Origin of the sequence: Streptomyces sp. NPDC006296 (assembly GCF_040613235.1) — a bacterium.
Taxonomy (GTDB): Bacteria; Actinomycetota; Actinomycetes; order Streptomycetales; family Streptomycetaceae; genus Streptomyces.
Genome location: NZ_JBEXRT010000032.1, coordinates 60,923 through 87,070, shown reverse-complemented (window position 1 = coordinate 87,070; position 26,148 = coordinate 60,923). Strand labels below are relative to the sequence as shown.

Sequence of the window (26,148 nt, the reverse complement as noted above, 5' to 3'; positions counted from 1 at the left end):
GTGGTGTGGGGGCCGGGGGGGTGTCCGGGGGGGGGGGGGCCGGGCGCATCTCCGCGCGCGTCCGCGGGGGGGGGGGGGGGGGGGGGCCCGGCCCCCCCCCCCCCCCCCACGGGCGGGTCAGAAGGCGTCGGCCTTCGGGGTGCCGTCGACCGCGGCGAGGTCGACGGCGTTGCCCAGGGCGTGGTAGCCGGCGTCGTTGAAGTGCAGCCGGTCGCCCGAGTCGTACTCGGGCAGGATCCGGTCGGGGGAGTAGGGGTCGCGCACCGCCCGGTCGAAGTCGACGTAGGCGTCGAAGATCCGGCCGGAGCGGATCTCCTTGTTGACCGCGAGGCGTACGCCGTTGCGTTCGGGCGTCCAGTTCACGTACCCCTGGAAGGGCGTCAGCGTGGCGCCGACGACCCGCAGTCCGCGGGCGTGCGCGCGCTCGGTGAGGGCGCGGAGCCCGGCGGTGATGCGCTCGGGGTCCTGCTCCTGGGGGAACTGCTGCACGTCGTTGATGCCGAGCGCGATGATCACGGTCTTCGCGCCGGTGACGGACAGCACGTCGCGCTCGAAGCGGTGGGTGCCGCTCAGGCCGCCGATGTTCTTCACCCCGCTCATCGCGAGCGGGCTGTCCGTCAGGAGGCGGTTGCCCGCGATGCCCTGGTTGGCTATGCCGTAGGCGTGCCGGAGCCGGTCGGAGAGCACGTCCGTCCAGCGGGTGTCGGCGTCGGTGGTGGAGCCGCTGCCCGCGGTGAGCGAGTCGCCGATCGCGACGATCGCGCCGGGCGCGTGCGTGTTGCGGACGTCGACGGCGGTCAGGTAGCGCCACCGGGTGGTGCTCCAGGTGCCCCGGTCGTCGGCGAGGTAGGACGTCTGGTGGGTGTTGGGGTGCTGGGTGACGGGCCCGGAGGCGTACGGCGTGCGGAGGGCGACCTCCAGGTCGGCGTCCGGGGCGACGGGGACGGTCACCGGGTCGCTGACGATCTGCCGGCCCGCGGCAATGGTGACGGTGGGGCGCCCCTGGAAGGTCACCGGGCGGGTGTTGACGGTGGCCCGGTCGATGACGAGCGGGGTGGTGCCGAAGAGGTTGGACAGGGTGATCCGGGCGGCGTCCCCGCCGACGCTGGTGTGCACGATGTTGCGGATGGTGCTGCCGGGGTAGCCCTGTGCGGCGTCAGGTTCGGCGCTGACGGGTGCTCCGGTCCAGGTGGTGACCCAGGTGCCCTGGGAGTGGGCGGGTGCGGCGGGGTTCCCGGACGCCGCCCGGTTCTGGGCTCCGGCCTGCGGGGTACGCGGCGCGTCGGTGAGCAGCGTCGTGCCGAACGCGACGGCGGTGGCGAGCGTCGCGGTGCCTGCTGCGAGAGCGATGAGCAGGGCGTAGCCCTGGCGCCTGGGCATCTGCGGTGTTTCTCCTTGCGGTGTTCGGTCCGGTGTTCGGACTGCTCTCATGATGCGGCAGGACCTGGGGAACTCGACATGCGGCCCAGGAGTAGGTGAGGTAGGGACAATGCGTACGGCACGGCGTGACGCGTACGCGGACGGGTGGAGCGGATGGAACAGGACGCGGGACAGGGAACGGCGCCGGGGACGGAGGTCCCGGGGCCCGCGCGGCGCGGGGCCGGCCGGCCGGGGCTCGGCGGGTTCGCGTACACCGCCGCCGACGAGGAGAAGCGGCGCGGTGTGCGCCGTATGAAGACCACCGCCACGGGACTGCTCCTGCTCGTCGCGCTCGTGTACGTCCTCGCCACCTGGGCGGAGAACGCGGGTGTGGGCGGCTGGCCGGGCTACGTCGCAGCGGCCGCCGAGGCCGGAATGGTGGGTGCGCTGGCGGACTGGTTCGCCGTCACGGCGCTGTTCCGGCGGCCGCTCGGCCTGCCCATCCCGCACACCGCCATCATTCCTACCAAGAAAGACCAGTTGGGGGCGTCACTCGGTTCCTTCGTGGGCGAGAATTTTCTCTCCGGGGACGTCGTTCGTGACCGAATTCACGCGCTCGGCGTCGGTGCGCGGCTGGGGACCTGGCTGGCCGACCCGGAACACGCGGACCGGGTCACCGCCGAGCTGGCCACCGCGCTGCGCGGGGCGCTGACGGTGCTGCGGGACTCCGACGTGCAGGCGGTGGTCGGTGAGGCGATCACCCGGCGGGCGAACGCGGTCGAGGTCGGTCCGGGACTGGGCCGGATGCTGGAGGAGATCGTCGCGGACGGCGGTCACCGCAGGGTCGTCGACCTCGTCTGCGTCCGCGCGCACGACTGGCTGGTCCTGCACGGGGACTCCGTGATGGACGCGGTGCAGGGCGGGGCGCCGGGCTGGACGCCGCGGTTCGTGGACAAGCGGGTGGGGGAGCGGGTCTACAAGGAGCTGCTGCGCTTCGTCACGGAGATGCGGGACATGCCGGGCCATCCGGCGCGCGGGTCGATCGACACGTTCCTGGCGGACTTCGCGGCCGACCTGCGGAACGACACGGACACCCGGGCCCGGGTGGAGCGGCTGAAGTCGGAGATCCTGGGGCGTGGCGAGGTCCAGGACGTCATCGCGTCGGCCTGGTCCTCCGTCCGCGCGATGGTCATCGCGGCGGCCGAGGACGAGCGGAGCGAGCTGCGGATGCGGGCGCGGGCGTCGCTGATGTCCCTGGGGGCCAGGCTGGCCTCGGACGAGCGGCTCCGGGCCAAGCTGGAGGGCTGGCTGGAGGACGCGGCGGCGTACGTCGTCACGACGTACCGCACGGAGATCACCTCGCTGATCAGCGACACGGTGGCCGGCTGGGACGCGGACCAGACGTCGAAGAAGATCGAGGCGCACATCGGCCGCGACCTGCAGTTCATCCGGATCAACGGGACCGTGGTGGGGGCGCTGGCCGGGCTGGTGATCTACACGGTGTCGCACGCCCTGGGCGGCTGACGGGGCGGGCGCCGTGGCCCGTCGCGCGGGTCCGGTCGGCCCGCGCGGGTCCGTGCGGGCGCGCCCCGGGCCGTGCGGGCGGTCGTCGTGGCCCGGACCGTCCCGGGGGCTTCCCGGGGCGCCCTTCTCCCGCGGGGCCGTCCGGTGCGCGTCCTCCGGTGGCCGGTGCGCGCGCGACCGGGGCCGGCTTCCCCCCGGCCCCGTGCGGACGGCGGGCGTGGTGCCGGTGTCCGCGGTGACGGCGGGGGCGCGGTGACGGCCGGGACCGCCCTCAGCGGGCGCTGCGCCGGGTGACGGCCCAGGACGCGGCGGCGACCCCGCCCGCCATGCCGAACACGGCGGGCCAGGCGCCGACCTTCTTGGCCAGCGGGTGCGCCCCGGCGAAGCCTGCGGCGTAGGCGAGGGTCAGCGCGGTGGCGGCGCCGGCCCCGGCCCGCCGGTTCCACTCGTACGCCGCCACCGACCCGGCGGCCAGCAGTGCGACGCCGCCCAGCGGGCGCTTCCCGGTCCAGCGGGCGATCGAGTAACCGCCGAGGAGACCGCCCGCCGCCACTGCCGCTGCCGGGACCTTCGCCATTGCCGCCACCTTCGCCTTCTGCCTGCCGGTCACGCCGTGGTGTCCGCCGTGGTCCGCCGTGGATCCTCGGATTCCGAGGATACGGTTCCACGCCGGCGGGCCGGCCGGGGCACCCCTCAGTCGGTGCCGAGCTCCATCGCGGCGCGGTCCAGCAGCTCGTCGTCGCCGGAGACCTCGCCGCGCGAGGCGATGGCCTGGGCTCCGCCCTCGGGCATGGAGCCGATCAGCCCGGTCGCGGCCGCCTGCGCCGCGCCGATCAGGGACGGCTGGGTCGTGCCGACGAGGCCGAGGCCGGCGAACTGCTCCAGCCGGGCCCGCGAGTCCGCGATGTCGAGGTTGCGCATGGTGAGCTGGCCGATGCGGTCCACCGGGCCGAACGCCGAGTCCTCGGTGCGCTCCATGGACAGCTTGTCCGGGTGGTAGCTGAACGCGGGACCGGTGGTGTTCAGGACCGAGTAGTCCTCACCGCGCCGCAGCCGCAGCGTCACCTCGCCGGTGACGGCCGAGCCGACCCAGCGCTGGAGGGACTCGCGGACCATCAGCGCCTGCGGGTCCAGCCAGCGGCCCTCGTACATCAGCCGTCCGAGGCGCCGGCCCTCGCTGTGGTAGTGGGCGAGGGTGTCCTCGTTGTGGATCGCGTTGACGAGGCGCTCGTAGGCGGCGTGCAGCAGCGCCATGCCGGGGGCCTCGTAGATGCCGCGGCTCTTCGCCTCGATGATGCGGTTCTCGATCTGGTCCGACATGCCCAGGCCGTGGCGCCCGCCGATGGCGTTGGCCTCCATCACCAGGTCGACCGCGGAGCCGAACGCCTTGCCGTTGACGGTCACCGGGCGGCCCTGGTCGAAGCCGATCGTGACGTCCTCGGTGGCGATCTCGACCGAGGGGTCCCAGAAGCGGACGCCCATGATCGGGTCGACGGTCTCCACACCGGTGTCGAGGTGCTCCAGGGTCTTCGCCTCGTGGGTGGCGCCCCAGATGTTGGCGTCGGTGGAGTACGCCTTCTCGGTGCTGTCGCGGTAGGGCAGCCCGTGGGCCACCAGCCACTCCGACATCTCCTTGCGGCCGCCGAGCTCGGTGACGAAGTCGGCGTCCAGCCACGGCTTGTAGATGCGCAGGTGGGGGTTGGCGAGGAGGCCGTAGCGGTAGAACCGCTCGATGTCGTTGCCCTTGAACGTGGAGCCGTCGCCCCAGATCTGCACGTCGTCCTCCAGCATCGCCCGCACCAGCAGGGTGCCGGTGACGGCGCGGCCGAGCGGCGTCGTGTTGAAGTACGCACGGCCGCCCGAGCGGATGTGGAACGCGCCGCAGGCGAGCGCGGCCAGGCCCTCCTCGACCAGTGCAGCCCGGCAGTCGACCAGACGCGCGATCTCGGCACCGTAGGCCTGCGCGCGGCCGGGCACCGAGGCGATGTCGGGCTCGTCGTACTGGCCGATGTCGGCGGTGTAGGTGCACGGGACGGCGCCCTTGTCGCGCATCCACGCGACCGCGACCGAGGTGTCGAGTCCGCCCGAGAAGGCGATGCCGACGCGTTCGCCGGTGGGCAGGGAGGTGAGAACCTTAGACATAGGAAGAGTATGCACTCGCTCGCATGTATATGCAAATGCCCTCATGGGGAGGCGTCCGGCCGGATCCGGACTCCCGGGGCCGCGGGGGTGCACAGGCGTTTACCCTGTCGGGTGAACGCGTGTACACCCCACCTTCTCGCGCTGACGGAGCCCCGATGACCGCACCCGCACCGGCCGCCGCCCCGCACCACCCGCGCCTCGCCGTCGGCGTCCTCGCCTTCTGCGGCGTGGTGGTCGCGATCATGCAGACGATCGTCGTCCCGCTGCTCCCGCACATACCCGGCCTCACCGGTGCCACCCCCGAGGCCGCCAGCTGGCTGGTCACCGTCACCCTCCTCACCGGTGCGGTGTTCACCCCGGTCCTGGGGCGGGTCGGCGACATGTACGGCAAGCGCAGGGTCCTCGTGGCCTCCCTGGGCGTCCTCGTGGTGGGCTCCGTCCTGTGCGCCGTCAGCTCCCACATCGGCGTCCTCATCACCGGCCGCGCCCTGCAGGGCGCGGCCATCGCCGTCGTGCCGCTCGGCATCAGCATCCTGCGCGACGAACTGCCGCCCGAGCGGGTGCTGTCGGCGGTGGCGCTGATGAGTTCCTCGATGGGCATCGGGGCGGCGGTGGGCCTGCCGATCGCGGCCGTGGTCATCGAGAACTTCGAGTGGCACACCATGTTCTGGGTCTCCGCTGCGATCGGCCTCCTCGACGTCCTGCTGGTGCTGCGCTGCGTACCGGAGTCCCCGCTCCGCTCACGGGGCCGCTTCGACGCGCTCGGCGCCCTCGGCCTCACCGGGGCGCTGGTCTGCCTGCTGCTCGCCGTCACCCAGGGCGGCGGCTGGGGGTGGACCTCGGCGCGCACCCTCGGCCTGCTCACCGCCTCGGTCGTGATCGCGCTGGTCTGGGGCGCGTACGAACTCCGGGTGCGCACCCCCATGGTGGACCTGCGGGTGTCCGCCCGGCCCGCCGTGCTGCTCACCAACGTCGCCGCCCTGCTGATCGGCTTCGCGTTCTACGCCAACTCCCTGGTCACCGGCCAGATGGTGCAGGAACCGCGGGCCACCGGCTACGGGCTCGGCGCGTCGATCGTCGTCAGCGGGCTGTGCCTGCTGCCCGGCGGCGTCACGATGGTGCTGCTGTCGCCCGTGTCGGCGCGGATCTCCGGCCGGCACGGACCGCGGACCAGTCTGGCGCTGGCCTCCGGGATCATCGCCGTCGGCTACGTGGTGCGCTGGTTCACCAGCCACAGCCTCTGGACGATCGTCGCGGGCGCGACCGTCGTGGCGGCGGGCACGGCCATCGCCTACTCCGCGCTCCCGGCCCTGGTGATGCGCGGCGTCCCCGTCGGCGAGACGGGCGCGGCCAACGGTCTGAACACCCTGATGCGTTCGATCGGCCAGGCGTTCTGCAGCGCCACGGTGGCGGCCGTGCTCGCCAACATGACGTTCCTGGCCGCCGGGCGTCCGGCGCCGACGCTGGGCGCCTACCGGCTGGTCTTCCTCATCGCGGGGGCGGCGGCGCTGCTCGCCCTCGCGGTGACGCTCTGCCTCCCCTCCGAGCGCTCCGGCACCGGTACGGTCGGGGGCAGACGCAGGAGCAGCGGCCGGACGCGGACGCTGCCGATCCAGGAGGGCGCGTGACCCCCAGAGCCACCGCGGTGACGGAACCGGACGCACCGGCCCGGCCGGACGCCGGGCCGGAGGCCGGTGCGGCGACGCCCGGACCGGCGGCCACGGGCAGGGACGCGATCCTCCTCGCCGCCCGCCGCGCCTTCACCCAGCGCCCGTACGCCGAGGTGACGATCCGGGCCGTCGCGGCCGACGCGGGCGTCAGCCCCTCCCTCGTGGTCAAGCACTTCGGCCGCAAGGAACAACTCTTCAACACCGTCGCCGACTTCGGGCCGGCCGCCGAGGAACTCCTGGACGCCCCGCTCGACGGGCTCGGCCGCCACATGGTGCTGACGCTCGTACGCCGCCGCAGGGAGCAGAAGGGCGATCCCCTGCTGCGGGTCGTCTTCTCCCTCGGCAACCACGACGAACGCTCTCTGCTCCGCGACCGCTTCCACGAGCAGGTGACCGCCCGACTGACGGCCCGTCTCCCCGGCCGCGAACCCGCCCTGCGCGCCGAGCTGATCGCCGGCCAGCTCATCGGCCTGGGCGCGACCCTGAGCCTGCACCGCGAGGGCGCCGGCTCCCGCGCGACCCCCGAACACCTCGCCGACCTGTACGCCCCCGCACTGCAGGGGCTCGTGACGGGCTGACCCGCCGGTACGGACAGGGCCCGGGGCGGATCGGACGCGCGGCGCGGACCGCATCGCAGGCGCGGCCCGAGCCGGATCACACCCGCAGGACGTCGATCCCCAGCCCGGTGAACTCCTCGACGAGGTCCTCGGGCGCGCCCCGGTCGGTGACCAGCACCGACACCGCGCCGGTCTCGCACACCTGGGCGAAGGCGCGGCGCCCGAGCTTGGAGGAGTCGGCCACCACCACGACGGTGCCGGCGCACTCGGCCAGGGCACGGTTGGCGCCGGCCTCGGACTCGTCGTGGGTGGCCGCGCCGAAGCGGGGGTGCACGGCGTCGACGCCGAGGATCGTGTAGTCCAGGGCCAGGGTGCGCAGCACCGAGTCGACCAGGGGCCCCACCAGCTCGTACGAGTTCGGCCGGGCCACCCCGCCGGTGACCACGATCTTCACCTGGGGGCGGATCGCGAGTTCGTTGGCGATGTTGATCGCGTTGGTCACCACGGTCAGCGCCACGCCCCCGGCCGAGGGCTCCGGCCGCAGGGCCAGCTCCCGGGCGACCTCGGAGGTCGTCGTGCCGCCGTTGAGGCCCACGGTGGAGCCCGTCGGGATCAGCTCGGCGGCGGCCTTCGCGATCCGCAGCTTCTCGTCGGCCCTGCGGGCCGCCTTGTAGCGCAGCGGCAGGTCGTAGGCGACGGTGCTCACGACGGCGCCGCCCCGGGTGCGGGTCAGCAGGTTCTGCCGGGCGAGCTCGTCCAGGTCGCGGCGGATCGTGGCCGCGGAGCAGCCCAGCCGCTCGGCGGCGTCCAGCACGTCGATCTGGCCCTGGTCGCCGAGGATCTCCAGCAACCGGGTCCATCGTGTGTGTGCCGCCACCTGGTCCTCCCCGGGGCCCCTCGTCTCGGTCGGCCCGGGCTCGCCGGTCCCGGCCTGCCGGACTCCGTCCGGCCTGATCGGGCCCGATGCGGACGAAAGCCCCGGCCCGCAGCGAACCTTATCGCCCCGGCCGGGCCAGCAGGCCCAGCAGGCGCGCCACCTCCGCGGCGACCGCGTCGCGGGCCGGACCGAGGTACTTACGGGGGTCGGCCGCCTCGGCGTGGGTGTCCAGATAGCCGCGGACAGCCCGGGTGAACAGCTTGTTCAGGTGGGTGGAGATGTTGACCTTCGTCAGGCCGGCGCGGACCGCCGCCGTGAGGCCCGCGTCCCCGACCCCCGAGGAGCCGTGCAGCACGAGGGGGACCTCCACCGCGTCGCGCAGCCGGGAGACGAGCGCCAGGTCGAGGACGGCGTCGCGGGTCAGCATCGCGTGCGAGCTGCCGACGGCCACGGCGAGCGCGTCGACCGCCGTGGCCTCGACGAACGCCCGTGCCTCGGCCGGATCGGTGCGCACCCCCGGGGCGTGGGCGCCGTCCTTGCCGCCGATCTCGCCGAGTTCGGCCTCCACCCCCACCCCGTGGGCGTGGCAGTGGGCGGTGATCTCCCGGGTCGCGGCGACGTTCTCGGCGTACGGGAGCGCCGAGGCGTCGAACATGACGGAGGTGAAGCCGAGCCGGACGGCCTCGCGCACCAGGTCCGCGGACTCCGCGTGGTCGAGGTGCACGGCCACCGGTACGTCCGCGGAGCGTGCGACGGCGAGCGAGGCGAGCCCGATGGGTTCGAGGCCGCCGTGGTAGCGGGCGGTGTTCTCGCTGACCTGGAGGATCACCGGCAGCCCAGCTGCCTCGGCCCCGCTCGCGATGGCCTGCGCGTGTTCGATCTGCACGACGTTGAAGGCCCCGACGCCGGTCCCGCCGGCCCGGGCGCCGTGGGTGATCTCGCCGGTGGACATGAGCGGCATGGGCTTCCCTCGCGGATGCGGGTTGCGTGGACCCGGGCGAATGATGCTCGAAGTTGCTCATTTATAACGTGCTTGAAGCAGATCGGAAAAGAGCAGCCGCCCCCGGTGTGATCCGGAGGCGGCTGTCGAGGTGAGGGCCGGGGCTACTCGCAGGCGACTCCGTCGCCGTCCCGGTCCAGGTGGGATCCGTATCCCGGCTCTCCGCGGTGGATGGGTGCGGCCCCCGCGGCGCGTACGGCGGTGCAGTTGGCGTACGAGGTGCCGCCTCCCCCGGTGGAGCCTCCGCCCGAACTTCCGCCCGTGGAGCCGTCGGAACTCCCGCCGGTGCTCCCGCCGGACGATCCGTACGGCTCGCAGCCGACCCCGTCGCCGTCCCGGTCCAGGTGGGCGGCGTAGCCGGGGTCGCCGCGCCGGACGGGAGCCGCGCCGGCGGCCCGCGCCGCGTCGCAGTTCGCGTAGGACACGGGCGGCGCGGCGGGCTCGGTGGCCTTCGCCTTGGGGGCCGGGGTCGCGGTGGGTGTCGGGGAGGGGGTGGGCGTCGGGGACGGGGTGGGCGTCGGGGACGGGGACGGTGCGGAGACGGTGATCCGCACGACGGCGCTCCCGTCCGCCGGGTCCGCCCCCTTCAGGGCGACCTCGTAGGTGAACGCGTCCTCGCCGGTGTAGCCGTCGTCGGGGGTGTAGACCAGGGCGGCGTCCTCGACCGCGACGGTCCCGTGCGGGGTCCGGCGCTCCGCGCTCAGGGTGAACGCGTCGCTCTCGTAGGCGGTGAGCAGGGCGGCCTCGGTGCCGTCCGCCCCTCGTGCGCGGTCGTTCGCCAGCGCGGCGACGGTGACTTCCTGCCCGGACTCCACGGCCGCGGTGTCGTCGGCGAGCATGAGTGCCCGCTCCGCGACGGGTGACGCGGACGCCGCCGCGGGCTTCGCGTCCTGGATCGCTCCGCCGTCGTCCCCGCATCCCGACAGGGCCAGTGCCAGGGCCACGGCCCCCGCCGCCCGCACGGCCGTCCGGCCGTGTGTCCTACGTGTGTTCATGTGTCCCCCAAGGCGTTCCGTGGTGCTGTGCGGCTGCTGAGAGGTGATGCTCGCAGCGGCGGCCCTGCCCGGTGGCGCCCTCCGGGGAACAGTGGCGGAATCGTGACGAAAAAACGAAGAAGATGTGAAGAGGGTCGTGGGTGGGCCGTCGGCCGGGACCGCCGCCACCGGTCGCCCGGGCGCCGCCGACGAGTCGGGTCGGGCGCGGGAGTCATCCCTGGGACCGCACGCGCTGGAAGGTGCACCCCATGACAGACCTGAGCAGCTTCCTGACCAGGAGCGCACCGCCCCGTGGAACGTCCCCGGCCGCTACGGCTGGATCGGCTGCACGGGGACGGCGGCCCCTCTCGTCCCGTCCACCGGAGCGGTCACCGTCCTGCTGACCCGGCTGGAGCTGACCGGCGGCGGCCCGGGGCGGGCCGGTGGCCCGGCGGTTCGGCAGGGTGGTCCGCCGGGGCGGGCCACCGGGGGACCCCGGGCGGGCCCGGCGGGCTCGAATATCGATGGCCCGGTCCTCGCGCGGCCTCGTACCGTACGCGCATGACCGCGCAGCTCCGCCTGGAGAAGATCACCCCGGCCAATGTCCTCGACGCGTGCCGGCTGAAGGTCGCACAGGAGCAGGAACGGTTCGTCGCCCCGGTCGCCAGGTCCTTGGCCGAGGCGTACGCCGATCCCGTCACGGCCTGGCCCCGGCTGGTCGTCGACGGCGACCGTCCGGTGGCGTTCGTGATGGCCTTCTTCGACGTCCGGTTCGACGCCGACGACCCGCAGGACGGGCCCCGCTCCGGACTCTGGCGGCTGGCCGTCGACGCCGGGGAGCAGGGCCGGGGCTACGGCCGCTTCGCGGTGGACGAGGTGAGCCGGGAGATCCGGCGGCGCGGCGGGAACCGGGTGACGGTGACCTGGTGCGAGGGGGAGCACGGGCCGGAAGGGTTCTACCTGCGGCTCGGCTTCCGCAGGACCGGTGGGACGAGCGGGGAGCAGGTCGTCGGCGAGAAGGATCTGCTGCCCGGCTGACCGCTCCCCGGTGATCCACATGCGGTCCGGGGCCCGGGGCGCGAGGATCGGGATACGGGCGGTGGTCCGGTTCGCGCCAAGGCCCTCTCGGGCCCGGTTCTCCCTTCCAGGCGCACCGGTCCGCCTCCCGGCCAGCCGCCAGGGGGGTCTGGAGGTAACGGATGCCACGCCCCCTGTGGACGGGAGCGATCAGCTTCGGGCTGGTCACCATCCCGATCAAGGTGGTGTCCGCCACCGAGAACCACGCGATCTCCTTCCACCAGTACCACCGCGAGGACATGGGCCGTGTCCGCACCCGCAAGGTGTGCGAGCTCGACGGCGAGGTCCTGTCGCAGGAGGAGATCGGCAAGGGATACGAGGTCGCCGAGGGCCGGACGGTGCCCGTCACGGACGAGGAGCTCGACCGGATGCCGCTGCCGACGGCGAAGGCCATCGAGATCGTCGCGTTCGTGGAGGCCGACAGCATCGACCCGGTGCGGATCAGCGACAGCTACTACCTCGCCGTCGACGGCCAGGTCGCCGCGAAGCCGTACGCACTGCTGCGCAAGGCGCTGGAGCGCAGCGACAAGGTCGCCGTCGCGAAGTTCGCCTGGCACAACCGCGAGCGGCTCGGTCTGCTGCGGGTGCGGGAGGACGCGATCGTCCTGCACGCGATGCGCTGGCCGGACGAGATCCGCAGCCCGGAGTCGCTCGCCCCCCGGGAGACCGAGCTGGACGAGGAGGAGATCGCACGCGCGGTGCAGCTCACCGACAGCATGGCCCTGGACGACCTCTCCGGCTTCCGCGACCACTACCGGGAGGCGCTGGAGGAACTCCTCGCGGCCAAGTCCGAGGGCAAGGTGCTTCCGGCGGGGGCGGAGGACGAGGAGCGGGAACCGGGCAAGGTCATGGACCTCATGGCCGCGCTGAACGCCTCGGTGCAGGAGGCCAAGGAGTCGCGCGGCGAGGACGCGACCGTGCACGAGATGACGCCCGGCAGGCCCCGCGCCCGGAAGAAGGCCGGCGCGGCGGCGAAGGGCGCGGCGGCGGGAACGGCGGCGAAGGGCACGGCCGGGGCGGGCGCGGCGGGGAAGCGCGGGGCGGGACCGGGCACGGGGGGAGCGAGCACGGGGGAGAAGCGCACCGCGGGGAGGAAGACGGCGGGGAAGCGCACGGCCGCGAAGAAGACCGCCTCGGGGAAGACCGCCTCGGGGAAGACCGCCTCGGGGAAGACCGCGGCGGCGGGGAAACGGGCCGCCGCCACACCGGCCGCGAAGAAGCGCACCGCCTCCTGAGCCCTGCACACCTCCTGGGCCCCGCAAGCCTCTTGGGCCGCGCTCCGGTTCCTGGGGACAGCCCCGCCTCCCGTCACCCGTACACCTCCTGGGCCCACCCGGCCGGGCGGGTCGTCAGCCGAGGTCGTCCGGGGCGAGGTCCGGCCGCAGCCGGTGCCAGGAGGGCTGGCGCAGCCGCCCCGCCTTCGTCCGGGTGGCGTACCGCACCTCGCCGACCAGCCGCGGCAGCACCCACCGGGCGCCGGCGACCGGGGGTGTTTCGTCGAACGGGCAGGTGTCGACGGCGGCGACCCGGAGCAGTGCGGCGAGCCTCCTCCGCTCGGCGTCGCTCCACCCCGTCCCCACGCTTCCCGCGTAGCGCAGGCCGCCCGGATGCCGCTCGCCGACCAGCAGCGCCCCCGGCAGCCCGCCCAGCCTGCCGCGTCCGGGCACCCAGCCGCCGACGACCACGTCCACCGTGCGGGCGTGGCGGATCTTGATCCAGGTGCGGGCGCGGACCCCGGGCTCGTACACCGAATTCAGCCGCTTCGCGATCAGCCCCTCCAGCCCGGCGTCCCGGGTCATGTCCAGGGCCCGGGCGCCGTGGCCCACGACGACCGCGGGCGTCGACCAGTGCGGCCCGTCAAGGCCGAGCCCTTCGAGCGCCGCCCGCCGCTCCGTGTACGGCAGCCGCACGAGGCTCCGGTCGTGCAGGAACACGGCGTCGAACAGCACCAGGTGCGCCGGGACCCGCTGCGCCATGCGAACGGCCTTCGCGGGGGATCCGGAGAGCCCCATCCGGGCCTGTAGCCGCTCGAAGTCGCTGCGTCCCCGGTCGTCCAGCGCGACGATCTCGCCGTCCAGGACCGCCGGTACGCCCCGGAGCGCGGGCCCGAGCGCCGCCAGCTCCGGATACGCCGGGGTGATGACGGCCCCCGACCTGGCCAGCAGCCGCAGCGAGCCGTCCCCCGGCAGATAGGCCATGGCCCGCTGGCCGTCCTGCTTCACCTCGTACGCCCACTGCGCGTCGACGGCGGCGGACGGCAGGCGGCCCGGAGTGGCGAGCATCGGGGCGATCAGGGGCAGAGAGACCATGGCCGCAGCCTCCCAGCAGTCGCGCCACGGGGCCCGCGGACACCACGCCCGCGCGCGGCCGACCCCACCGGAGGCGCACACCCCCCCCGCGCGCCCGCACGTGCCGGAAGGCACTGAGGCACCCGCCGGAGGGCGCAGACCGTGCCCGCCGTGCCCGCCGTGCCGCCGTCGTGGTCGGCCCGCGCCGGGCGGATCGGACGCAGAGCGCACTCGCCCGGAAATCCCAGGACGGCAGCGCCCGGTGCCGGCATGATGTCCGGCATGACGACCGACCGAAAGGCCCGTGCCGCGTAGCCGGCCGGGGCGCCTCCGCGCCCTTCACCACCGTCGCCGACCGGGCGGCCCGAGCACCGTGATCGACGGCCTGTCCTCGCGCACCCTGGCCGAGATCAGCAGGCTGGAGCTGAGCCGCAACCACCTCGGGCCCGGCGAGGTCGGCGAGGCGCTGCGCTCCTGGAAGAACCACATGCGGCTGCCGTCGGGGGTCCGGCTGCACCGTGAGGAACACGGCCACGTCCACTGGTTCTGCTGCGGCGATCCACGCGAGGCGCGGGCCCTCCTGGACGTCGTGACGGGGGCGATGTCCAGGAGAGGGGCCCGCGAGCTCCGGCGGGTCCTCGCCGCACTCGACCGTGACCGGTGACGCCGTGCCGACCGGGCCGGGGCGTGCCCCCCTCCGTGACGCCACGGCCACCTCGGCCGTGCGGGTGCCGAGTGCCTCCTGCCTCGCGCCGACGCCGTGGCCGCCCTGGGGCGTTCCGGGCGTACGGACGCCGCGGGCCACCACGACCGCCCGACCGCCCGACCGCCCGATCGCCCGCCCCGCCCGCCGTGACGCGAGCTCAGGAGACGACGGGCTCAGGAGACGGCAGACGCAGAAGACGGCAGACGCAGAGGACGACCGGCTCAGGAGCCGGCGGGCTCCGGGGTGGTGAAGCGCACGTCGGCCGCCCGGGCGGTGACATCGGCGTCCCTGCTGAGCGGCCAGGCGGCGACCCGTGCCACCACGGCCGCGGGCACCGGCGCGCTGACACCGGGCTCCGCCGGGATGTCGTAGGTCGCGTGGCCGTCGTGGGGCAGGACGACGCGGTAGCCGAGCGCCACGGCCGTACGGGCCGTCGCCTGCACGCACATCTCGGACATCAGGCCGCAGACCGCCAGGGACCGTACTCCGGACGCGCTCAACAGGCCCTCCAGCGGCGTCTCCTGGAACGCGTCGTCGTGGGCCTTGCGGACCACCGCCTCCCCGCGTCCCGCGTCCACCGGGTGGTGGAGCTCCCAGCCGGCGGTGTGGGGTTCGTCGTCCGCCCCGGCGGGTCCGTCGTTCTGGACGTGCACGACGAACGCACCGGCTTCCCGGGCCCGGGCGATCAGTCCCGCCGTCCGGTCCACGAGCCGCGCCGCCTCGGGGAGCGCGCCGTCACCGCGGACGAACGCCCGCTGTACGTCGACGACGACGAGCGCCTGAACCGGGAGTGCCTGAGCGTCAGTTGCATGAGAGGTCATGCCGTCATGATGGCCCGGAAAGGAGGGGATCCAGGGCCCGGCCGACAGGGGCGGGGGCTTCCTGCCGGCCGGGCGACGGCCCGGATCAGACCGTCGTACAGGTGGTGCCGCTGAGCGTGAAGGCGGTCGGGGAGGTGTTGGCGGCTCCCTTGACACCGGTGAAGCCGACCGTGACGGAGCTGTTCGCGGCGATCGCGGCCGTGTACGCGGCGGGGGCGACGCCCACCGTGGCACCGCTCTGCGTGGGGGTCCCGCCCCACATGTTCGACACGGTCTGCCCGTCGGCGAAGCTGAAGCCGAGGTTCCATCCGCTGATGGCGGAGGTACCGGTGTTGCGGATGGTGATCTCGCCCTGGAACCCGCCGGGCCACTCGCCGACCACCCGGTATCCGACGGAACAGCCCACGCCCGGCGTGGGGGTGGTCCTGTCGGTGGTGACGTTCACCGCGGCGGACCGTGCCGAGCGGTTGCCGGCGGCGTCGCGGGCGTAGACGGCGAAGGAGTACGCCGTCTCCGCGGTGAGGCCGGTCACGGTGACGCCGGGGGTGGTGGAGGACGCGACACGGGTCTCGGCGCCGCCGCCGAGGCGGACGACGTTGTACCCGGCGACGGCGACGTCGTCGGTCGCGGCCGGCCAGGAGAGGGTGACGGAGGTGGCCGTCACCGCGGAGGCGGTCGGGGCCCCGGGGGCGGTCGGGGCCTGGGTGTCGTCCGGGTCGCCGCCGCCGAAGACGGTGGCCTCCTCGGAGGTCTGCGCGATGCCGTTCGCCCCGTGGAAGACCCGCTCGCCCCAGGAGCTCAGCCGGTTCGGGTCGAAGCCGATCGCCAGGTCGAGGACGGGGTCGGTGTTGCCGCTCCAGGACCAGGCCAGGTAGCCCAGGCCGAGCCGCTCTGCGGTGGCCATCATGGTGTCCTCGTCCGGGTCGCCCCACTGGTCGGCGGGACCGCCGAACTCGCCGATGAGGAGCGGCAGTCCGGCGTCGACGAAGGCGTTCAGGTAGTCGGTGACCGCCTGGGCCGTGTTGTAGACGCTGTACATGTGGATCGAGAAGATCAGGTCGCCCGTCGGGTCGGCGTCGTACACGGCCCGGGCGTGGGCGCGCATGACGCCCTGCCAGTCCTGGCCCCAGTTGGGCGCGTCCACCATGATCGTGTGGGTGAGTCCCGCACCGCGCAGCTTCTGCACGGCTGCGGTCGTCGGCGCGGTCCAGCCGGCCGGATCGGTGTTGCCCCAGGGCTCGTTGCCGATGTTGACGACGACGTAGTCCTCCTGGCCGGCGAGTACGTCCTTGAGGCTGATCCAGTAGTCGGCCGCGTGGTCGAGGGTGCCCGCGGCGGCGTCCTCCCCGTAGCCGGTGGTGTCGTGCACCTCCAGGACGCAGATCAGCCGGTTGGCCTTGCAGTCCTCGATGATGCCCGCGACCTCGGCGGGGCCGTTGCGGGTCCAGCGGTGCCCGTCGGAGAGGACGACCCGGACGGTGTTCGCGCCGAAGGACTTGATGTCGGCCAGCGACCGGGTCTCGCCCGGGTACCAGGTGTGCGCGTGGTTGACGCCGCGCATGACGAAGTCGTTGCCGTTGCCCTCCACCAGGCGGCCGTCGCTGATGTGCAGACCGGTCGCCGCCGCTTCCGCCCGCGCGGGCCGGGCCTGGGCGGCGGCCGGCCCGAGCGCCCCCAGCAGGACGACGCCGAGGAGGGCGGCCAGGGCCTTGAGGAGGAGGTGCGGGGGGCTCGTGCGCGCCGTGCTCGTTGCTGATCTCACTGCGACTCCAGGAAGTGGGTGTCGGGTGACACAGGCATCGGAAGAGACGTGGGAGCGCTCCCATGAAGCCACTTGGGCAGGGGCACGTCAAGAGATGGCGCAGACTTCGGCATCAGGTGCCCGGCATCAGGCACTCGTCCCCCGGCCCTGACGCGGCCCCGGCCCTGCCCCCGCGCCGGAGACGGGCGGGTGCGGGGGCGGCGGGGCGTCAGGTCTCGCCGTGGGGGCCGGTGGTGCAGGCCGGCCGCGTGTGGTCCGTCCTCAGGCCCTGAGGGTGCAGATCGCGTTGTAGGGGCGGCCGGGGCTCGGGAAGAGCTCGATGGGGTTGTCGGCCTTCGCCGGGCACGCGTCGGCGGTCTTGGTGAGGGCGAGGACCTTGTTCCCGCCGTCCGCGCAGGGGATCTCCTTGGCCTGGTCGTCCACGCAGTCGCCCACCACGAGCTGTCCGCCGCCCGCGCCCGCGTCACCGGGGTGGTCGTCCGAGAGGTTCCGCCCGCAGATGGTCTTGCTGGGGAGGCCCGCACTCCCGTTGCCGCCGTACGACACCTTCACCGAGATGATCTCGTCGGTTCCGGCCGGGCACTCGACGGCCCCGGCGAATATCTCGCCGTCCTTGACCTCCAGCGCCTTGATCGTGGCCTTCGGGTCGTCGCAGTCGAGGGCCTGGAAACCGTCCTTCGACCGGCTCGTGTCCGGACCGGCGCAGTCGCCGGCCTTCCAGTCCTCGGCCCGCTGGCCGCTGCCGCTCGACGAGCCGCTGCGGTTCTTCGAGGAACTGCTGCTGCTGTCCGAGAATGGCCCACACGCCGTGGCCGCTCCGAGCGTCAGGGTGAGCACCAGGACGGCCTTCGCGCAGTTCCGCAGAGCCGCACGGGAGCCGCGCGGCGACGGAACGGTGCTGCTCGGGCCGCTGTTCCCGCGTCTGCTGCTGGTGTGGACGGACATGTTGCTCCTCGGATACCCGGCGGTGTCCCGCACGGCACCCGCTGCATCCGTACGGTGGTTCGGGCGTGAGGACGGCTGAATCGCGCCAGGTGGTTCCCGGACTCTGTGGAATCCCTGTGAGCGGCTGTGCGCGGCGGACCGGCGGCCTCCTACGGGCGGTGGGGCCCCGCGTGCCGTGCGGCCCAGGCGGGCCGGGCCCCGCGTGCCGTGCGGCCGAGGCGGACCCGGCCGGTGTGCCGTGCGGCCGAGGCGGACCGGGCCCCGCGTGCCGTGCGGTCGACCGCCTGATCTCCGCCCGTGCGGCCGGTAGCGTCGTCCCATGGACGAACCACGCCCGGATCAGGCCGCCTTGCTCGCCCGCGCGGACGGTCCCGTCACCCGGAGCCGGCTCGTCGGCGACCTGCGCGCGCTCGGGCTCGCCGAGGGGGACACCGTGATGTTCCATACGCGGATGTCCGCCCTCGGATATGTGGTCGGCGGCCCCTCTGCCCTCATCGGCGCCCTGTGCGAGTCCGTGGGGGAGCGGGGGACCCTGATGGTGACCTGCGGCTGGAACGACGCCCTGCCCTACGGTTTCTCCGGCTGGCCGCGTCCCTGGCAGGACGCCGTGAGGGCCGAGCCCTTCGTCTACGACCCGCTGCTGAGCGAGGCGGACCACGACAACGGCCGTCTCCCCGAGGCGCTGCGCCGGTGGCCGGGCGCAGTGCGCAGCCGGCACCCCGACGTCAGCGTGGCCGCGCTGGGTGCGGCTGCCGCCGAGCTGACGGCCGACCACCCGTGGGACGACCCGCACGGCCCCGGCAGTCCGTTCGCCCGGCTGGTAGCCCTGGGCGGCCGGGTGCTGATGCTGGGCGCACCGCTGGAGACCCTCACCCTGCTGCACCACGCGGAGGCGCTGTCCGACGTGCCGGGCAAGCGCTTCGTGGAGTACGAGCAGCCGGTCCTGGAGGGCGGGCGACGCGTCTGGCGCCGCTTCCGCGACATCGACTCCTCGCAGGGAGCCTTCGACTACTCCTCCGTCGCGCCCGCCGGACAGGACCCGTTCGAGACGATCGTCCGGGACATGCTGGCCGGCGGCGCCGGCCGCCGGGGCAGGGTCGGCGCCGCCGACAGCTGTCTCTTCGAGGCCGGTGAGGTCGTGGAGTTCGGCCTCTCCTGGATCAGGGAGAAGCTGGGCGGCGCCGGGTAGCCCCGGAGCGGCTCCTCAGGCTGCGGACCGCTCCACGGGGATCCACAGCTCGGCGTCCGCCTCCTTCCCGTCCGGGGAGAGGCGCACGCTCAGGATCTCGGGCCCGGGCCTGCTCCCGTACGGGTTGGACGGGAACCACTGGGTGAACACGTCGCGCCACAGGTACTGGAGGGACTGCGGGAACGGGCCCGAGTGCGCGAAGACGGCCCACCGGCCGGCCGGGACGTCCAGGGCGTCCATGTCCTCGGGCACCTCGGCGCCGGTCACCACCCCGTGGTAGTAGTCGAGTTCGGTCCCTTCGGCCCGGCTCGGGTCGAGCTGGTCGCTGACCCCGACGATCCCGGCCGGTTCCTGGTCGGCGAGTGCCGTGATGCGGCCCGTCACCTCGGGTCCGATGCCCCGGACGAACTCGGCGATCGCCGGGTTCGCCCCCTCATGGACGAGCGGTACGCGGGCCTTCCTGCCGACCACGCGGAAACCCGCCTTGTCCACGATTCTGTATCGCATGCTGCCGGTCCCTTCGACGATGAGGCGGAAGGACATCCGTTGCTGGGAGTGCAGCGCCGCACCCGTGCGCCGGGCCTCGCCCGGGCCCACGCCGTGCACGGCCCGGAACGCGCGGGCGAAGGCCTCGCCCGAGCCGTATCCGTAGCGCGTGGCGATGTCGAGCAGCGTCCGCTCACCGGCGAGCACCTCGGCGCCCGCCACGGTCAGCCGCCTGCGCCGGACGTACTCCGACAGTGGGAGACCCGCCAGTGCGGAGAACATGCGCCGGAAATGGTACTCGGACGTCATCGCGACGCGCGCCAGGCCGGCCACGTCGAGCGGCTCGTCGAGGTGGGCCTCGATGTGCTCCATGGCCCGGTTCAGCCGTTCCAGCATTCCGGACTCCTTCCCTGTCCCCGCTCACGCTAGGAAGGGCCCACCCTGCCGGACCCGACATCCTGTGCCCGATCCGGTGGGGTCGGGCCGGCCCGCGCAGCCCGGCCCTCCTCATCCCGGAGTACGACCGGGCTCCCCGCCTCGTGCGACCGCACCAGGCCGAAGTGACGGCAGGCGCACGACGCCGGGGACGCCCCGTTTCGCGAGTCTTGAGCAGTACCCCACTTCGGATGCGGAGATCTCAGACTCGTGGCTACCTTCCTCTATCGCATGGGCCGTACCGCCTTCCGGCGGCGCTGGCTCGTCGTCCTGCTGTGGGCGGTGGCCCTCGGCACCGTCGGGGCGGGCGCCGCCGGGGCACCCGCCGCCGGCGACGACGGCACCTCCTTCATGCCGGGCATCGAGGCGCAGAAGGCGTTCGACCTCATAGGCGAGCGCTTCCCGGGCCCGGACGCCGACGGCGCCGACGCGAGGATCGTGTTCATCGCGCCCGAGGGCCGGAAGGTCACCGCGGCCGGCAACCGTGCGGCCATCGACACACTGGTCGAGGAGGCCGCCGGGCAGCCGCAGGTCGCCCGTGCCGTCAGCCCCTTCCAGGCCGGCGCGGTGAGCGAGGACGGCTCGACGGCGTACGCGACGGTCAGTTACAAGGTCGCCGCGGGCGATCTCACCGACGCAGACAAGGAGGCGTTGGAGCGCCGTCGACGAGGTCCGCGCGGCGGGTCTCACCGTGGAGACGGGCGGAACCGCGCTCGCCACCCAGCCGGCCGCCGGTGGGGCGGGGGAGGCCGTCGGCATCGGACTCGCCGCCGTGGTCCTGCTGATCACCTTCGGTTCCGTCGCGGCGGCCGGGCTCCCCCTGCTCACCGCCGTCGTCGGCGTCGGGACCAGCATGTGCGCGATCCTCGCCCTCGGGAGCGCCTTCGGGCTGTCGATGACCACCGGCACGCTCGCCTCCATGCTCGGCCTCGCCGTCGGCATCGACTACGCCCTGCTCGTGGTGTCGCGCTACCGGGAGGAACGGGCGAACGGGCACGAGCCCCGGGAGGCGGTGGGAATCGCGACCGGCACGGCGGGGTCAGCCGTGGTCTTCGCCGGTCTCACGGTCGTCATCGCGCTGGCCGGGCTCTCCGTGATCGGCGTACCGATGCTCACGAAGATGGGTCTCTGCGCAGCGGGCGCCGTCGTCCTCGCCGTCCTGGTCGCGCTGACACTGGTGCCCGCGCTGCTCGGGATGTGGCCGGACGCCGTCCTGTCCCGGAAGGCCCGGCGGCGACCGGCCGGCCGGTCCGCGGGAGCCGAGGGCAACGGCGGCACCCGGTGGGCCCGTTTCGTGCTGCGCCGTCCGGTGACGGTCCTGCTGGCCAGTGCCGTGGGCCTGGGCGTGCTCGCCCTGCCCGCAGCCGATCTGCAGATGGGCATGCCGGGCGCCGAGGCCAAGCCGGTCTCCTCGACGGAGCGCCGTGCCTACGACGCGCTCGCCGACGGGTTCGGCGCGGGTTTCAACGGCCCGCTGACGATCGTCGCCGACGTCAGGGGCGCGGCCGAGCCGAAGGCCGCCGCCGCGACGATCGCCGAGCAGATCAAGGGCACCGAAGGTGTCGTGTCCGTCTCCCCGGCGCAGTTCAACGCCGCGGGCGACGCCGCGCTGCTCTCGGTCGTGCCGTCCACCGGGCCGAGTGACGAGACGACGAAGGACCTCGTCCAGACCATCCGGGCCGAGCGGCCCGCGCTGGAGGAGGAGACCGGGGCGACCTTCGAGGTCACCGGTTCCACCGCGATGAACATCGACGTCGCCCAGGCACTTCAGGACGCCCTCGTCCCGTACCTGATCGTGATCGTGCTCCTGTCGCTGGTGCTGCTGATGGTCGTCTTCCGTTCCGTGCTGGTGCCCGTCAAGGCCGCCTTCGGGTTCCTGCTGTCGGTGCTCGCGTCGCTCGGCGCGGTCGTCGCCGTCTTCCAGTGGGGCTGGGGCGCCGAACTGCTCGGCGTGGAGCAGGCCGGGCCGATCATGAGCCTGATGCCGATCTTCCTGGTGGGCATCGTGTTCGGACTGGCCATGGACTACGAGGTGTTCCTCGTCGCCCGGATGCGGGAGGCGTACGTCCACGGGGAGCGTCCGCCGCAGGCGGTGGTGACCGGCTTCCGGCACAGCGCCCGTGTCGTCACCGCCGCGGCGGTGATCATGATCGCGGTCTTCTCCGGGTTCGTCGGAGCAGGCGAGTCGATGATCAAGACGATCGGCTTCGGCCTCGCGGTCGCGGTGCTGTTCGACGCGTTCGTCGTCCGCATGGCGTTCGTGCCCGCCGTCCTCGCCCTGCTGGGGGACAAGGCGTGGTGGCTGCCCCGGTGGCTCGACCGGATGCTGCCCCGCGTCGACGTCGAGGGTGCGGGGCTCACCCGGGCCGCGTCCCCGTCCGCACAGGACCTCACGGGCACCCGTACCCGCCCGCAGGAACCCGCCCGCACCTGAGCGGGCCCGCCCGCCGGGCCGCGGAGCCGTCCTCGGCGGCTTCGCGGCCCGTGTCTGTCACGATGGCCGCACCTGGACATGACCCCGGAGAGCACACGATGAGCACCACCTGGCAGCGCCGGGCGTCGAGCAGCCCCCGCACCACCGAGGCCGCGAAGATCGTGCTGGTGTTCGCGGCCGCCGTGGGCGGAAGCCTCCTCAGCCACTGGACGATGCCGGGCTCGCCCTCCTTGTGGCCGGCGGTCGTCCTGTCCGCCGTCGGCTCCGCGGCGCTGGTCCGACGGCGTCGCCACCCTCTGCCGGTCCTCGCGCTGACCACCCTGTGCGCCGTCGCCGAGGGAACCATGGGCCACCTCATGACGCCCCTCCTGTTCAGCCCGCTGCTGACCGCGCAGTACTCCACCAGCCTGAGGCTCAACCGGGTGGCCGCCTGGAGCACGGCGGTCGTGGCGGCGACGGCCACGATCGTGGCCGTCGTCAGCCACAGCGCACTCCTCAGCGGCTGGGTCATCGGCGTCGTCAACCCGGCGGCCTGGATCCTGCTCTCCGCCGCGCTCGGAAGCTACGTACGCGTCCGCCGCGACTACGCCGCCGCGCGCACCGAGCACGCCGCCCGCGAACGCGAGGAGGAGGCGCGGCACCGCGTCGTCCAGGAGCGCATGCGCATCGCCCGGGAGCTCCACGACGTCGTCGCCCACCACCTCGCCCTGGCCAACGCCCAGGCGGGCACCGCCGCCCACCTCGCACGGACCGACCCGGACCAGGCGTACGAGATCCTGGGCAAGCTCTCCGGCACGACGGCCGCCGCCCTGCGCGAACTCAAGTCCACGGTCGGCCTGCTGCGCCAGGACACCGACACCGACGACGGCCTCGCCCCCGCACCCGGTCTGGAGCAACTGCCGGACCTGGTCTCCGCATGCGCGGCGGCGGGCCTCGACGTGACCGTCACCGTGGACGGGCAGCCGCAGCCCCTCCCGCCGGGGCTCGACCTGACGGCGTACAGGATCGTCCAGGAGGCCCTGACCAACGTCACCAAGCACGCGGCCACCCGCACGGCCCGTGTCCGGCTGGCGTACGACCCGCGCCTGCTCACGCTGACGGTCACCGACGGCGGCGACGGAGCTCCGCTCGGCCCGGCCGGACGTCCCGGCCACGGTTTCGGACTGCTCGGCATGCGTGAGCGTGCCCTCGCCACCGGAGGCACCTTCCGGGCGGGGCGCCGCCCGGAAGGCGGATTCGAAGTCGTCTGCGCCCTCCCGCTGGGCGGTCACGCCTCCCCGGGCGGTCACCTCCCCCCGGACAGCCACGACGAAAGCACCGCCCCATGACCATCCGCGTCCTGCTCGCCGACGACCAGGCCCTGTTGCGGGCCACCTTCCGCATCCTCATCGAGTCGGACCCCGGCATGACCGTGGTCGCCGAGGCCGCCGACGGCCGGGAGGCGATCGATCTCACTCTCGAACACGGCCCCGACGTGGTCCTCATGGACATCCGCATGCCGGGCACCGACGGTCTGGCCGCCACCACCGACATCTGCTCCCGGCCCGAACTGGCGGCCACCCGCGTCCTGATCCTCACCACCTTCGAGGACGACCAGAACGTCGCGGAGGCCCTGCGCGCCGGTGCCAGCGGGTTCCTCGGCAAGGACGTCGGAGCGGACGTCCTGCTGACCGGTATCCGCACCGTGGCCGCGGGCGACTCCCTGCTCTCTCCCACGGCGACCCGCGCGCTCATCACCCGCTTCCTCGCCGCCCCCGACGACACGCCGCTCGCCCCGCCCCAGGGCCTGGCCGCCCTCACCGACCGCGAACGAGAGGTCATGGCCCTGGCGGCCCACGGGAAGTCCAACGCCGACATCGCCGACCTGCTCGTCGTCAGTCCGCTGACGGTCCGCAGCCACATCCAGCGCGCCATGAACAAGCTCCACGCCCGCGACCGCGCCCAACTCGTCGTCATCGCCTACCAGAGCGGACTGGTCCAGCCCCGCCCCTACGGCGGCTGACGCACCCGCCGGGGCCGGGACCGTGAGGTGCGGCGGGCTTTCCGGCGGTGTTCAACCGCCTCTACGACGCCGCTTGTCGGGCCCTCCGGCGACGATCACGGCACACCCGACCCCCGCAAGGGTGCCCATCAAGTCGGCTGTTCGCATGCTGACTTGAGCATGCCTCTGAGTCCGGCGGTGAACGTACGGACGTCCTCCCCGCTCGGGTGACCGGAGGCCGGGGGTGCGGTGTCCCGACCCGGGCTGCGGCACGGACGGCAGAGGCCGTCGGGGAGGGCCTCCGGGCGCCCAGGAGCGCCGCACTCGATGCACTCCAGCATCACGCGGTGCACAGGGGCGCCCGGCGCGGGAGGCACCGGTGCGGTGGGGGCATGCGGCGGGATCTTGTCGGTGAGACGACGGCGGACCAGGCCGACGGGGGAGCCGACCCGGTCGGGGAGCCCGGCGGTGAGCGCCTGCGTGAGGTAGTCCGTGTCCACGCCGCGAGCGAGCCACTCCGAGGCCCTGGCCTCCAGGGCGGCGCAGTCGGCGGCGGACAGCGCCAGCCGGGAGTCGACGCGGCCGAGCCGCGCCAGCGCGAGATAGGCGGGAGAAGGGGCCTCGGGGCTCTTGGCGCTGGCCGGAGACCGCTGCTGCGGCACGGCAGGCGCGGCGGGGGCAGCGGACATGGGTGCGGCGGGGGCGGCGGACATGGGTGCGGCGGGCGGCACCGGCGGGGGCGCGGGCTCGTCGTGCACCGGCTCGGTGGCGGGCGCCGAAGCGGAGACGGCTGCGGGTGTCGGCGCAGGACCGGACGGCCCGGTCGCCGCCGCCGTGGATGAGGGGCCGACTGTCGGTGCGGGTGCGGGTGCGGGTGCGGGCCCGGGGGCTGGCGCGGGCATGGGCGCGGGGGCGGCCGGCGGGGCTGTGGTGAGCTCGGCTGCGGCCCACCACTCGTTGTCGTGCGCCGTGCGGCTCCAGAACGTCCGGGACACCCAGCGGACTTGGCCCGCGGTGTTGACCAGGCACCGCACGCGGCGCAGGTGTCCCGCGGTGGCCAGGGCCCGCAGAGCCGAGCTGACGGCCTGCTGGCCGTACAGCGGCAGCTGCCTGGCGAGGCTCTTGACGTCCATCGAGGCGCCGTCGGGGAGTTGGTCGACGAATCCGGCGACGTATCGCTCGCGGGCCGGAAGAAGGGCGAAGTCGTGTGCGCTGCGCGGGCGTTGGCCGGGCATGGAGCGCTTGCCGTAACCGGGCTTGGCCATCGGGCGGGGGCGCGGGGATGCGGGGGCGCGCAGGGCGGCGTTACTGTGCAGGGCAGCCACGGGATCGCTTTCTTCGATCTTGCGGTGAGACCCCGGCCTGGTGCGTCAACACCGTGTCGGGGTCGTTCTGTTCTCGCACCGTAGGCAGTCGCGACGCTCCGCCGCAAGTTGGTCACGATTAGTCATACTTGCTGGCCGTGACGGGGCGGGGAGGGTGGGGAGGTTGCCCTGAAACCCTTCTTTCCCCTCCCGGTTGAAGGCATCGCTCGGATCCCGGACCTCGGGTCCCGACGCCCGGGTCCCGAAGCTCGGGCGCCGGGCGGAGGACCGGATTCCGGGCCCCGAAGGAGTGAACCCCGGGAGCGACGCTCGGATCCCGGGCCCCGGGCCCCGGGCTCCGAGCGCCGGGACGGTGTGGGGGAGCCGCCGCCCGGGCGGCGTACGGGCCGGAGCCGCACAGGACGACGGGCCGGTGCGGCACAGGTCGACGAGCCGGTGCACGCCGACGGACCGGGTGCCCCGACGGACCGGGTGTCCCGACGGACCGGGTGCCCGTGCACGGACCCACCCCGCCCCGTCCGCAGGCCGGGAGCATGCCCGCGAATCCGGCTCCGGCTCCCGGCGAGGCGCATGCCCGGGAACCGGAGCCCGCCCGC

21 protein-coding genes and 2 pseudogenes are annotated in these 26,148 nt (G+C 73.9%); 11 read left to right on the top strand and 12 right to left on the bottom strand.

Features of this window, described 5'->3' with window-relative positions:
• Nucleotides 1-117 precede the first annotated feature (117 nt).
• Nucleotides 118-1,380 carry an SGNH/GDSL hydrolase family protein gene (locus ABZ172_RS22000; protein ID WP_356885510.1) on the bottom strand — a complete coding sequence of 421 codons (1,263 nt, stop codon included), beginning with the start codon at nucleotides 1,378-1,380 and terminating at the stop codon, nucleotides 118-120.
• Between the two features lie 153 nt (nucleotides 1,381-1,533).
• On the opposite strand from ABZ172_RS22000, the gene ABZ172_RS21995 reads away from it, so the two are divergent.
• The gene (locus tag ABZ172_RS21995) at nucleotides 1,534-2,883 is read left to right on the top strand and encodes a DUF445 domain-containing protein (RefSeq protein WP_356885508.1); all 1,350 of its coding nucleotides are present in this window, start codon (nucleotides 1,534-1,536) and stop codon (nucleotides 2,881-2,883) included.
• 271 nt (nucleotides 2,884-3,154) lie between these two features.
• Here the strand turns inward: ABZ172_RS21995 and ABZ172_RS21990 are convergent, their stop codons facing one another.
• Entirely contained in the window at nucleotides 3,155-3,460 is a 306-nt protein-coding gene (locus ABZ172_RS21990) for a hypothetical protein (RefSeq protein ID WP_356885518.1), read from the bottom strand.
• Nucleotides 3,461-3,576: 116 nt separating this feature from the next.
• Nucleotides 3,577-5,025: an argininosuccinate synthase gene (argG, locus tag ABZ172_RS21985; RefSeq protein ID WP_356885506.1), complete on the bottom strand. Its 1,449-nt coding sequence runs from the start codon at nucleotides 5,023-5,025 to the stop codon at nucleotides 3,577-3,579.
• A gap of 155 nt (nucleotides 5,026-5,180) precedes the next feature.
• On the opposite strand from argG, the gene ABZ172_RS21980 reads away from it, so the two are divergent.
• Nucleotides 5,181-6,653 (top strand): MFS transporter, encoded by a 1,473-nt coding sequence (locus ABZ172_RS21980; protein ID WP_356885504.1) that lies wholly within the window; start codon nucleotides 5,181-5,183, stop codon nucleotides 6,651-6,653.
• On the top strand, nucleotides 6,650-7,273 hold the full coding sequence (locus ABZ172_RS21975; RefSeq protein WP_356885502.1) for a TetR family transcriptional regulator: 624 nt from the start codon (nucleotides 6,650-6,652) through the stop codon (nucleotides 7,271-7,273). The genes ABZ172_RS21980 and ABZ172_RS21975 overlap by 4 nt, the downstream gene beginning before the upstream one ends.
• A gap of 76 nt (nucleotides 7,274-7,349) precedes the next feature.
• Here ABZ172_RS21975 and ABZ172_RS21970 read toward each other — a convergent pair whose 3' ends face one another.
• The 3 genes from ABZ172_RS21970 to ABZ172_RS21960 form a co-directional block, all read right to left on the bottom strand.
• On the bottom strand, nucleotides 7,350-8,129 hold the full coding sequence (locus tag ABZ172_RS21970) for a DeoR/GlpR family DNA-binding transcription regulator (RefSeq protein WP_356885500.1): 780 nt from the start codon (nucleotides 8,127-8,129) through the stop codon (nucleotides 7,350-7,352).
• Between the two features lie 118 nt (nucleotides 8,130-8,247).
• Nucleotides 8,248-9,090 (bottom strand): class II fructose-bisphosphate aldolase, encoded by an 843-nt coding sequence (locus ABZ172_RS21965; protein ID WP_356885498.1) that lies wholly within the window; start codon nucleotides 9,088-9,090, stop codon nucleotides 8,248-8,250.
• A 143-nt stretch (nucleotides 9,091-9,233) separates the two neighbouring features.
• Nucleotides 9,234-10,124, bottom strand: a complete 891-nt coding sequence (locus tag ABZ172_RS21960; RefSeq protein ID WP_356885496.1) for an excalibur calcium-binding domain-containing protein — start codon at nucleotides 10,122-10,124, stop codon at nucleotides 9,234-9,236.
• 271 nt (nucleotides 10,125-10,395) lie between these two features.
• On the opposite strand from ABZ172_RS21960, the pseudogene ABZ172_RS21955 reads away from it, so the two are divergent.
• The 3 genes and pseudogenes from ABZ172_RS21955 to ABZ172_RS21945 all read left to right on the top strand — a co-directional run.
• Nucleotides 10,396-10,668, top strand: a pseudogene (locus tag ABZ172_RS21955) (hypothetical protein); the annotation flags it as partial.
• Entirely contained in the window at nucleotides 10,665-11,141 is a 477-nt protein-coding gene (locus ABZ172_RS21950; protein WP_356885494.1) for a GNAT family N-acetyltransferase, read from the top strand. The pseudogene ABZ172_RS21955 and the gene ABZ172_RS21950, both read left to right, overlap by 4 nt.
• A gap of 161 nt (nucleotides 11,142-11,302) precedes the next feature.
• Nucleotides 11,303-12,415: a Ku protein gene (locus ABZ172_RS21945; RefSeq protein WP_356885492.1), complete on the top strand. Its 1,113-nt coding sequence runs from the start codon at nucleotides 11,303-11,305 to the stop codon at nucleotides 12,413-12,415.
• Nucleotides 12,416-12,529: 114 nt separating this feature from the next.
• Here the strand turns inward: ABZ172_RS21945 and ABZ172_RS21940 are convergent, their stop codons facing one another.
• A complete protein-coding gene (locus ABZ172_RS21940; RefSeq protein ID WP_356885490.1) occupies nucleotides 12,530-13,489 on the bottom strand; it encodes an ATP-dependent DNA ligase in 960 nt (319 codons plus the stop codon).
• A 352-nt stretch (nucleotides 13,490-13,841) separates the two neighbouring features.
• Between ABZ172_RS21940 and ABZ172_RS21935 the strand changes: the two genes are divergently transcribed.
• On the top strand, nucleotides 13,842-14,132 hold the full coding sequence (locus ABZ172_RS21935; protein WP_356885488.1) for a hypothetical protein: 291 nt from the start codon (nucleotides 13,842-13,844) through the stop codon (nucleotides 14,130-14,132).
• 263 nt (nucleotides 14,133-14,395) lie between these two features.
• Here the strand turns inward: ABZ172_RS21935 and ABZ172_RS21930 are convergent, their stop codons facing one another.
• The 3 genes from ABZ172_RS21930 to ABZ172_RS21920 form a co-directional block, all read right to left on the bottom strand.
• On the bottom strand, nucleotides 14,396-14,995 hold the full coding sequence (locus tag ABZ172_RS21930) for an isochorismatase family protein (protein ID WP_356885486.1): 600 nt from the start codon (nucleotides 14,993-14,995) through the stop codon (nucleotides 14,396-14,398).
• An 85-nt stretch (nucleotides 14,996-15,080) separates the two neighbouring features.
• Nucleotides 15,081-16,757: a cellulase family glycosylhydrolase gene (locus tag ABZ172_RS21925; protein ID WP_356885484.1), complete on the bottom strand. Its 1,677-nt coding sequence runs from the start codon at nucleotides 16,755-16,757 to the stop codon at nucleotides 15,081-15,083.
• Between the two features lie 261 nt (nucleotides 16,758-17,018).
• Nucleotides 17,019-17,702 (bottom strand): hypothetical protein, encoded by a 684-nt coding sequence (locus ABZ172_RS21920; RefSeq protein WP_356885482.1) that lies wholly within the window; start codon nucleotides 17,700-17,702, stop codon nucleotides 17,019-17,021.
• A 319-nt stretch (nucleotides 17,703-18,021) separates the two neighbouring features.
• On the opposite strand from ABZ172_RS21920, the gene aac(3) reads away from it, so the two are divergent.
• The gene (aac(3), locus tag ABZ172_RS21915; RefSeq protein ID WP_356885480.1) at nucleotides 18,022-18,891 is read left to right on the top strand and encodes an aminoglycoside 3-N-acetyltransferase; all 870 of its coding nucleotides are present in this window, start codon (nucleotides 18,022-18,024) and stop codon (nucleotides 18,889-18,891) included.
• A 15-nt stretch (nucleotides 18,892-18,906) separates the two neighbouring features.
• On the opposite strand, the gene ABZ172_RS21910 is transcribed toward aac(3), so the two are convergent.
• Nucleotides 18,907-19,773 (bottom strand): AraC family transcriptional regulator, encoded by an 867-nt coding sequence (locus tag ABZ172_RS21910; protein WP_356885478.1) that lies wholly within the window; start codon nucleotides 19,771-19,773, stop codon nucleotides 18,907-18,909.
• 249 nt (nucleotides 19,774-20,022) lie between these two features.
• Between ABZ172_RS21910 and ABZ172_RS21905 the strand changes: the two are divergent.
• From ABZ172_RS21905 to ABZ172_RS21895, 3 genes and pseudogenes are all read left to right on the top strand, one after another.
• Nucleotides 20,023-22,246: pseudogene (locus ABZ172_RS21905) on the top strand (MMPL family transporter).
• 98 nt (nucleotides 22,247-22,344) lie between these two features.
• Nucleotides 22,345-23,574: a sensor histidine kinase gene (locus ABZ172_RS21900; RefSeq protein WP_356885476.1), complete on the top strand. Its 1,230-nt coding sequence runs from the start codon at nucleotides 22,345-22,347 to the stop codon at nucleotides 23,572-23,574.
• Nucleotides 23,571-24,248 (top strand): response regulator transcription factor, encoded by a 678-nt coding sequence (locus tag ABZ172_RS21895; protein ID WP_356885474.1) that lies wholly within the window; start codon nucleotides 23,571-23,573, stop codon nucleotides 24,246-24,248. The genes ABZ172_RS21900 and ABZ172_RS21895 overlap by 4 nt, the downstream gene beginning before the upstream one ends.
• 128 nt (nucleotides 24,249-24,376) lie before the next feature.
• Here the strand turns inward: ABZ172_RS21895 and ABZ172_RS21890 are convergent, their stop codons facing one another.
• Nucleotides 24,377-25,552 carry a MarR family transcriptional regulator gene (locus ABZ172_RS21890; RefSeq protein ID WP_356885472.1) on the bottom strand — a complete coding sequence of 392 codons (1,176 nt, stop codon included), beginning with the start codon at nucleotides 25,550-25,552 and terminating at the stop codon, nucleotides 24,377-24,379.
• Nucleotides 25,553-26,148: the final 596 nt, after the last annotated feature.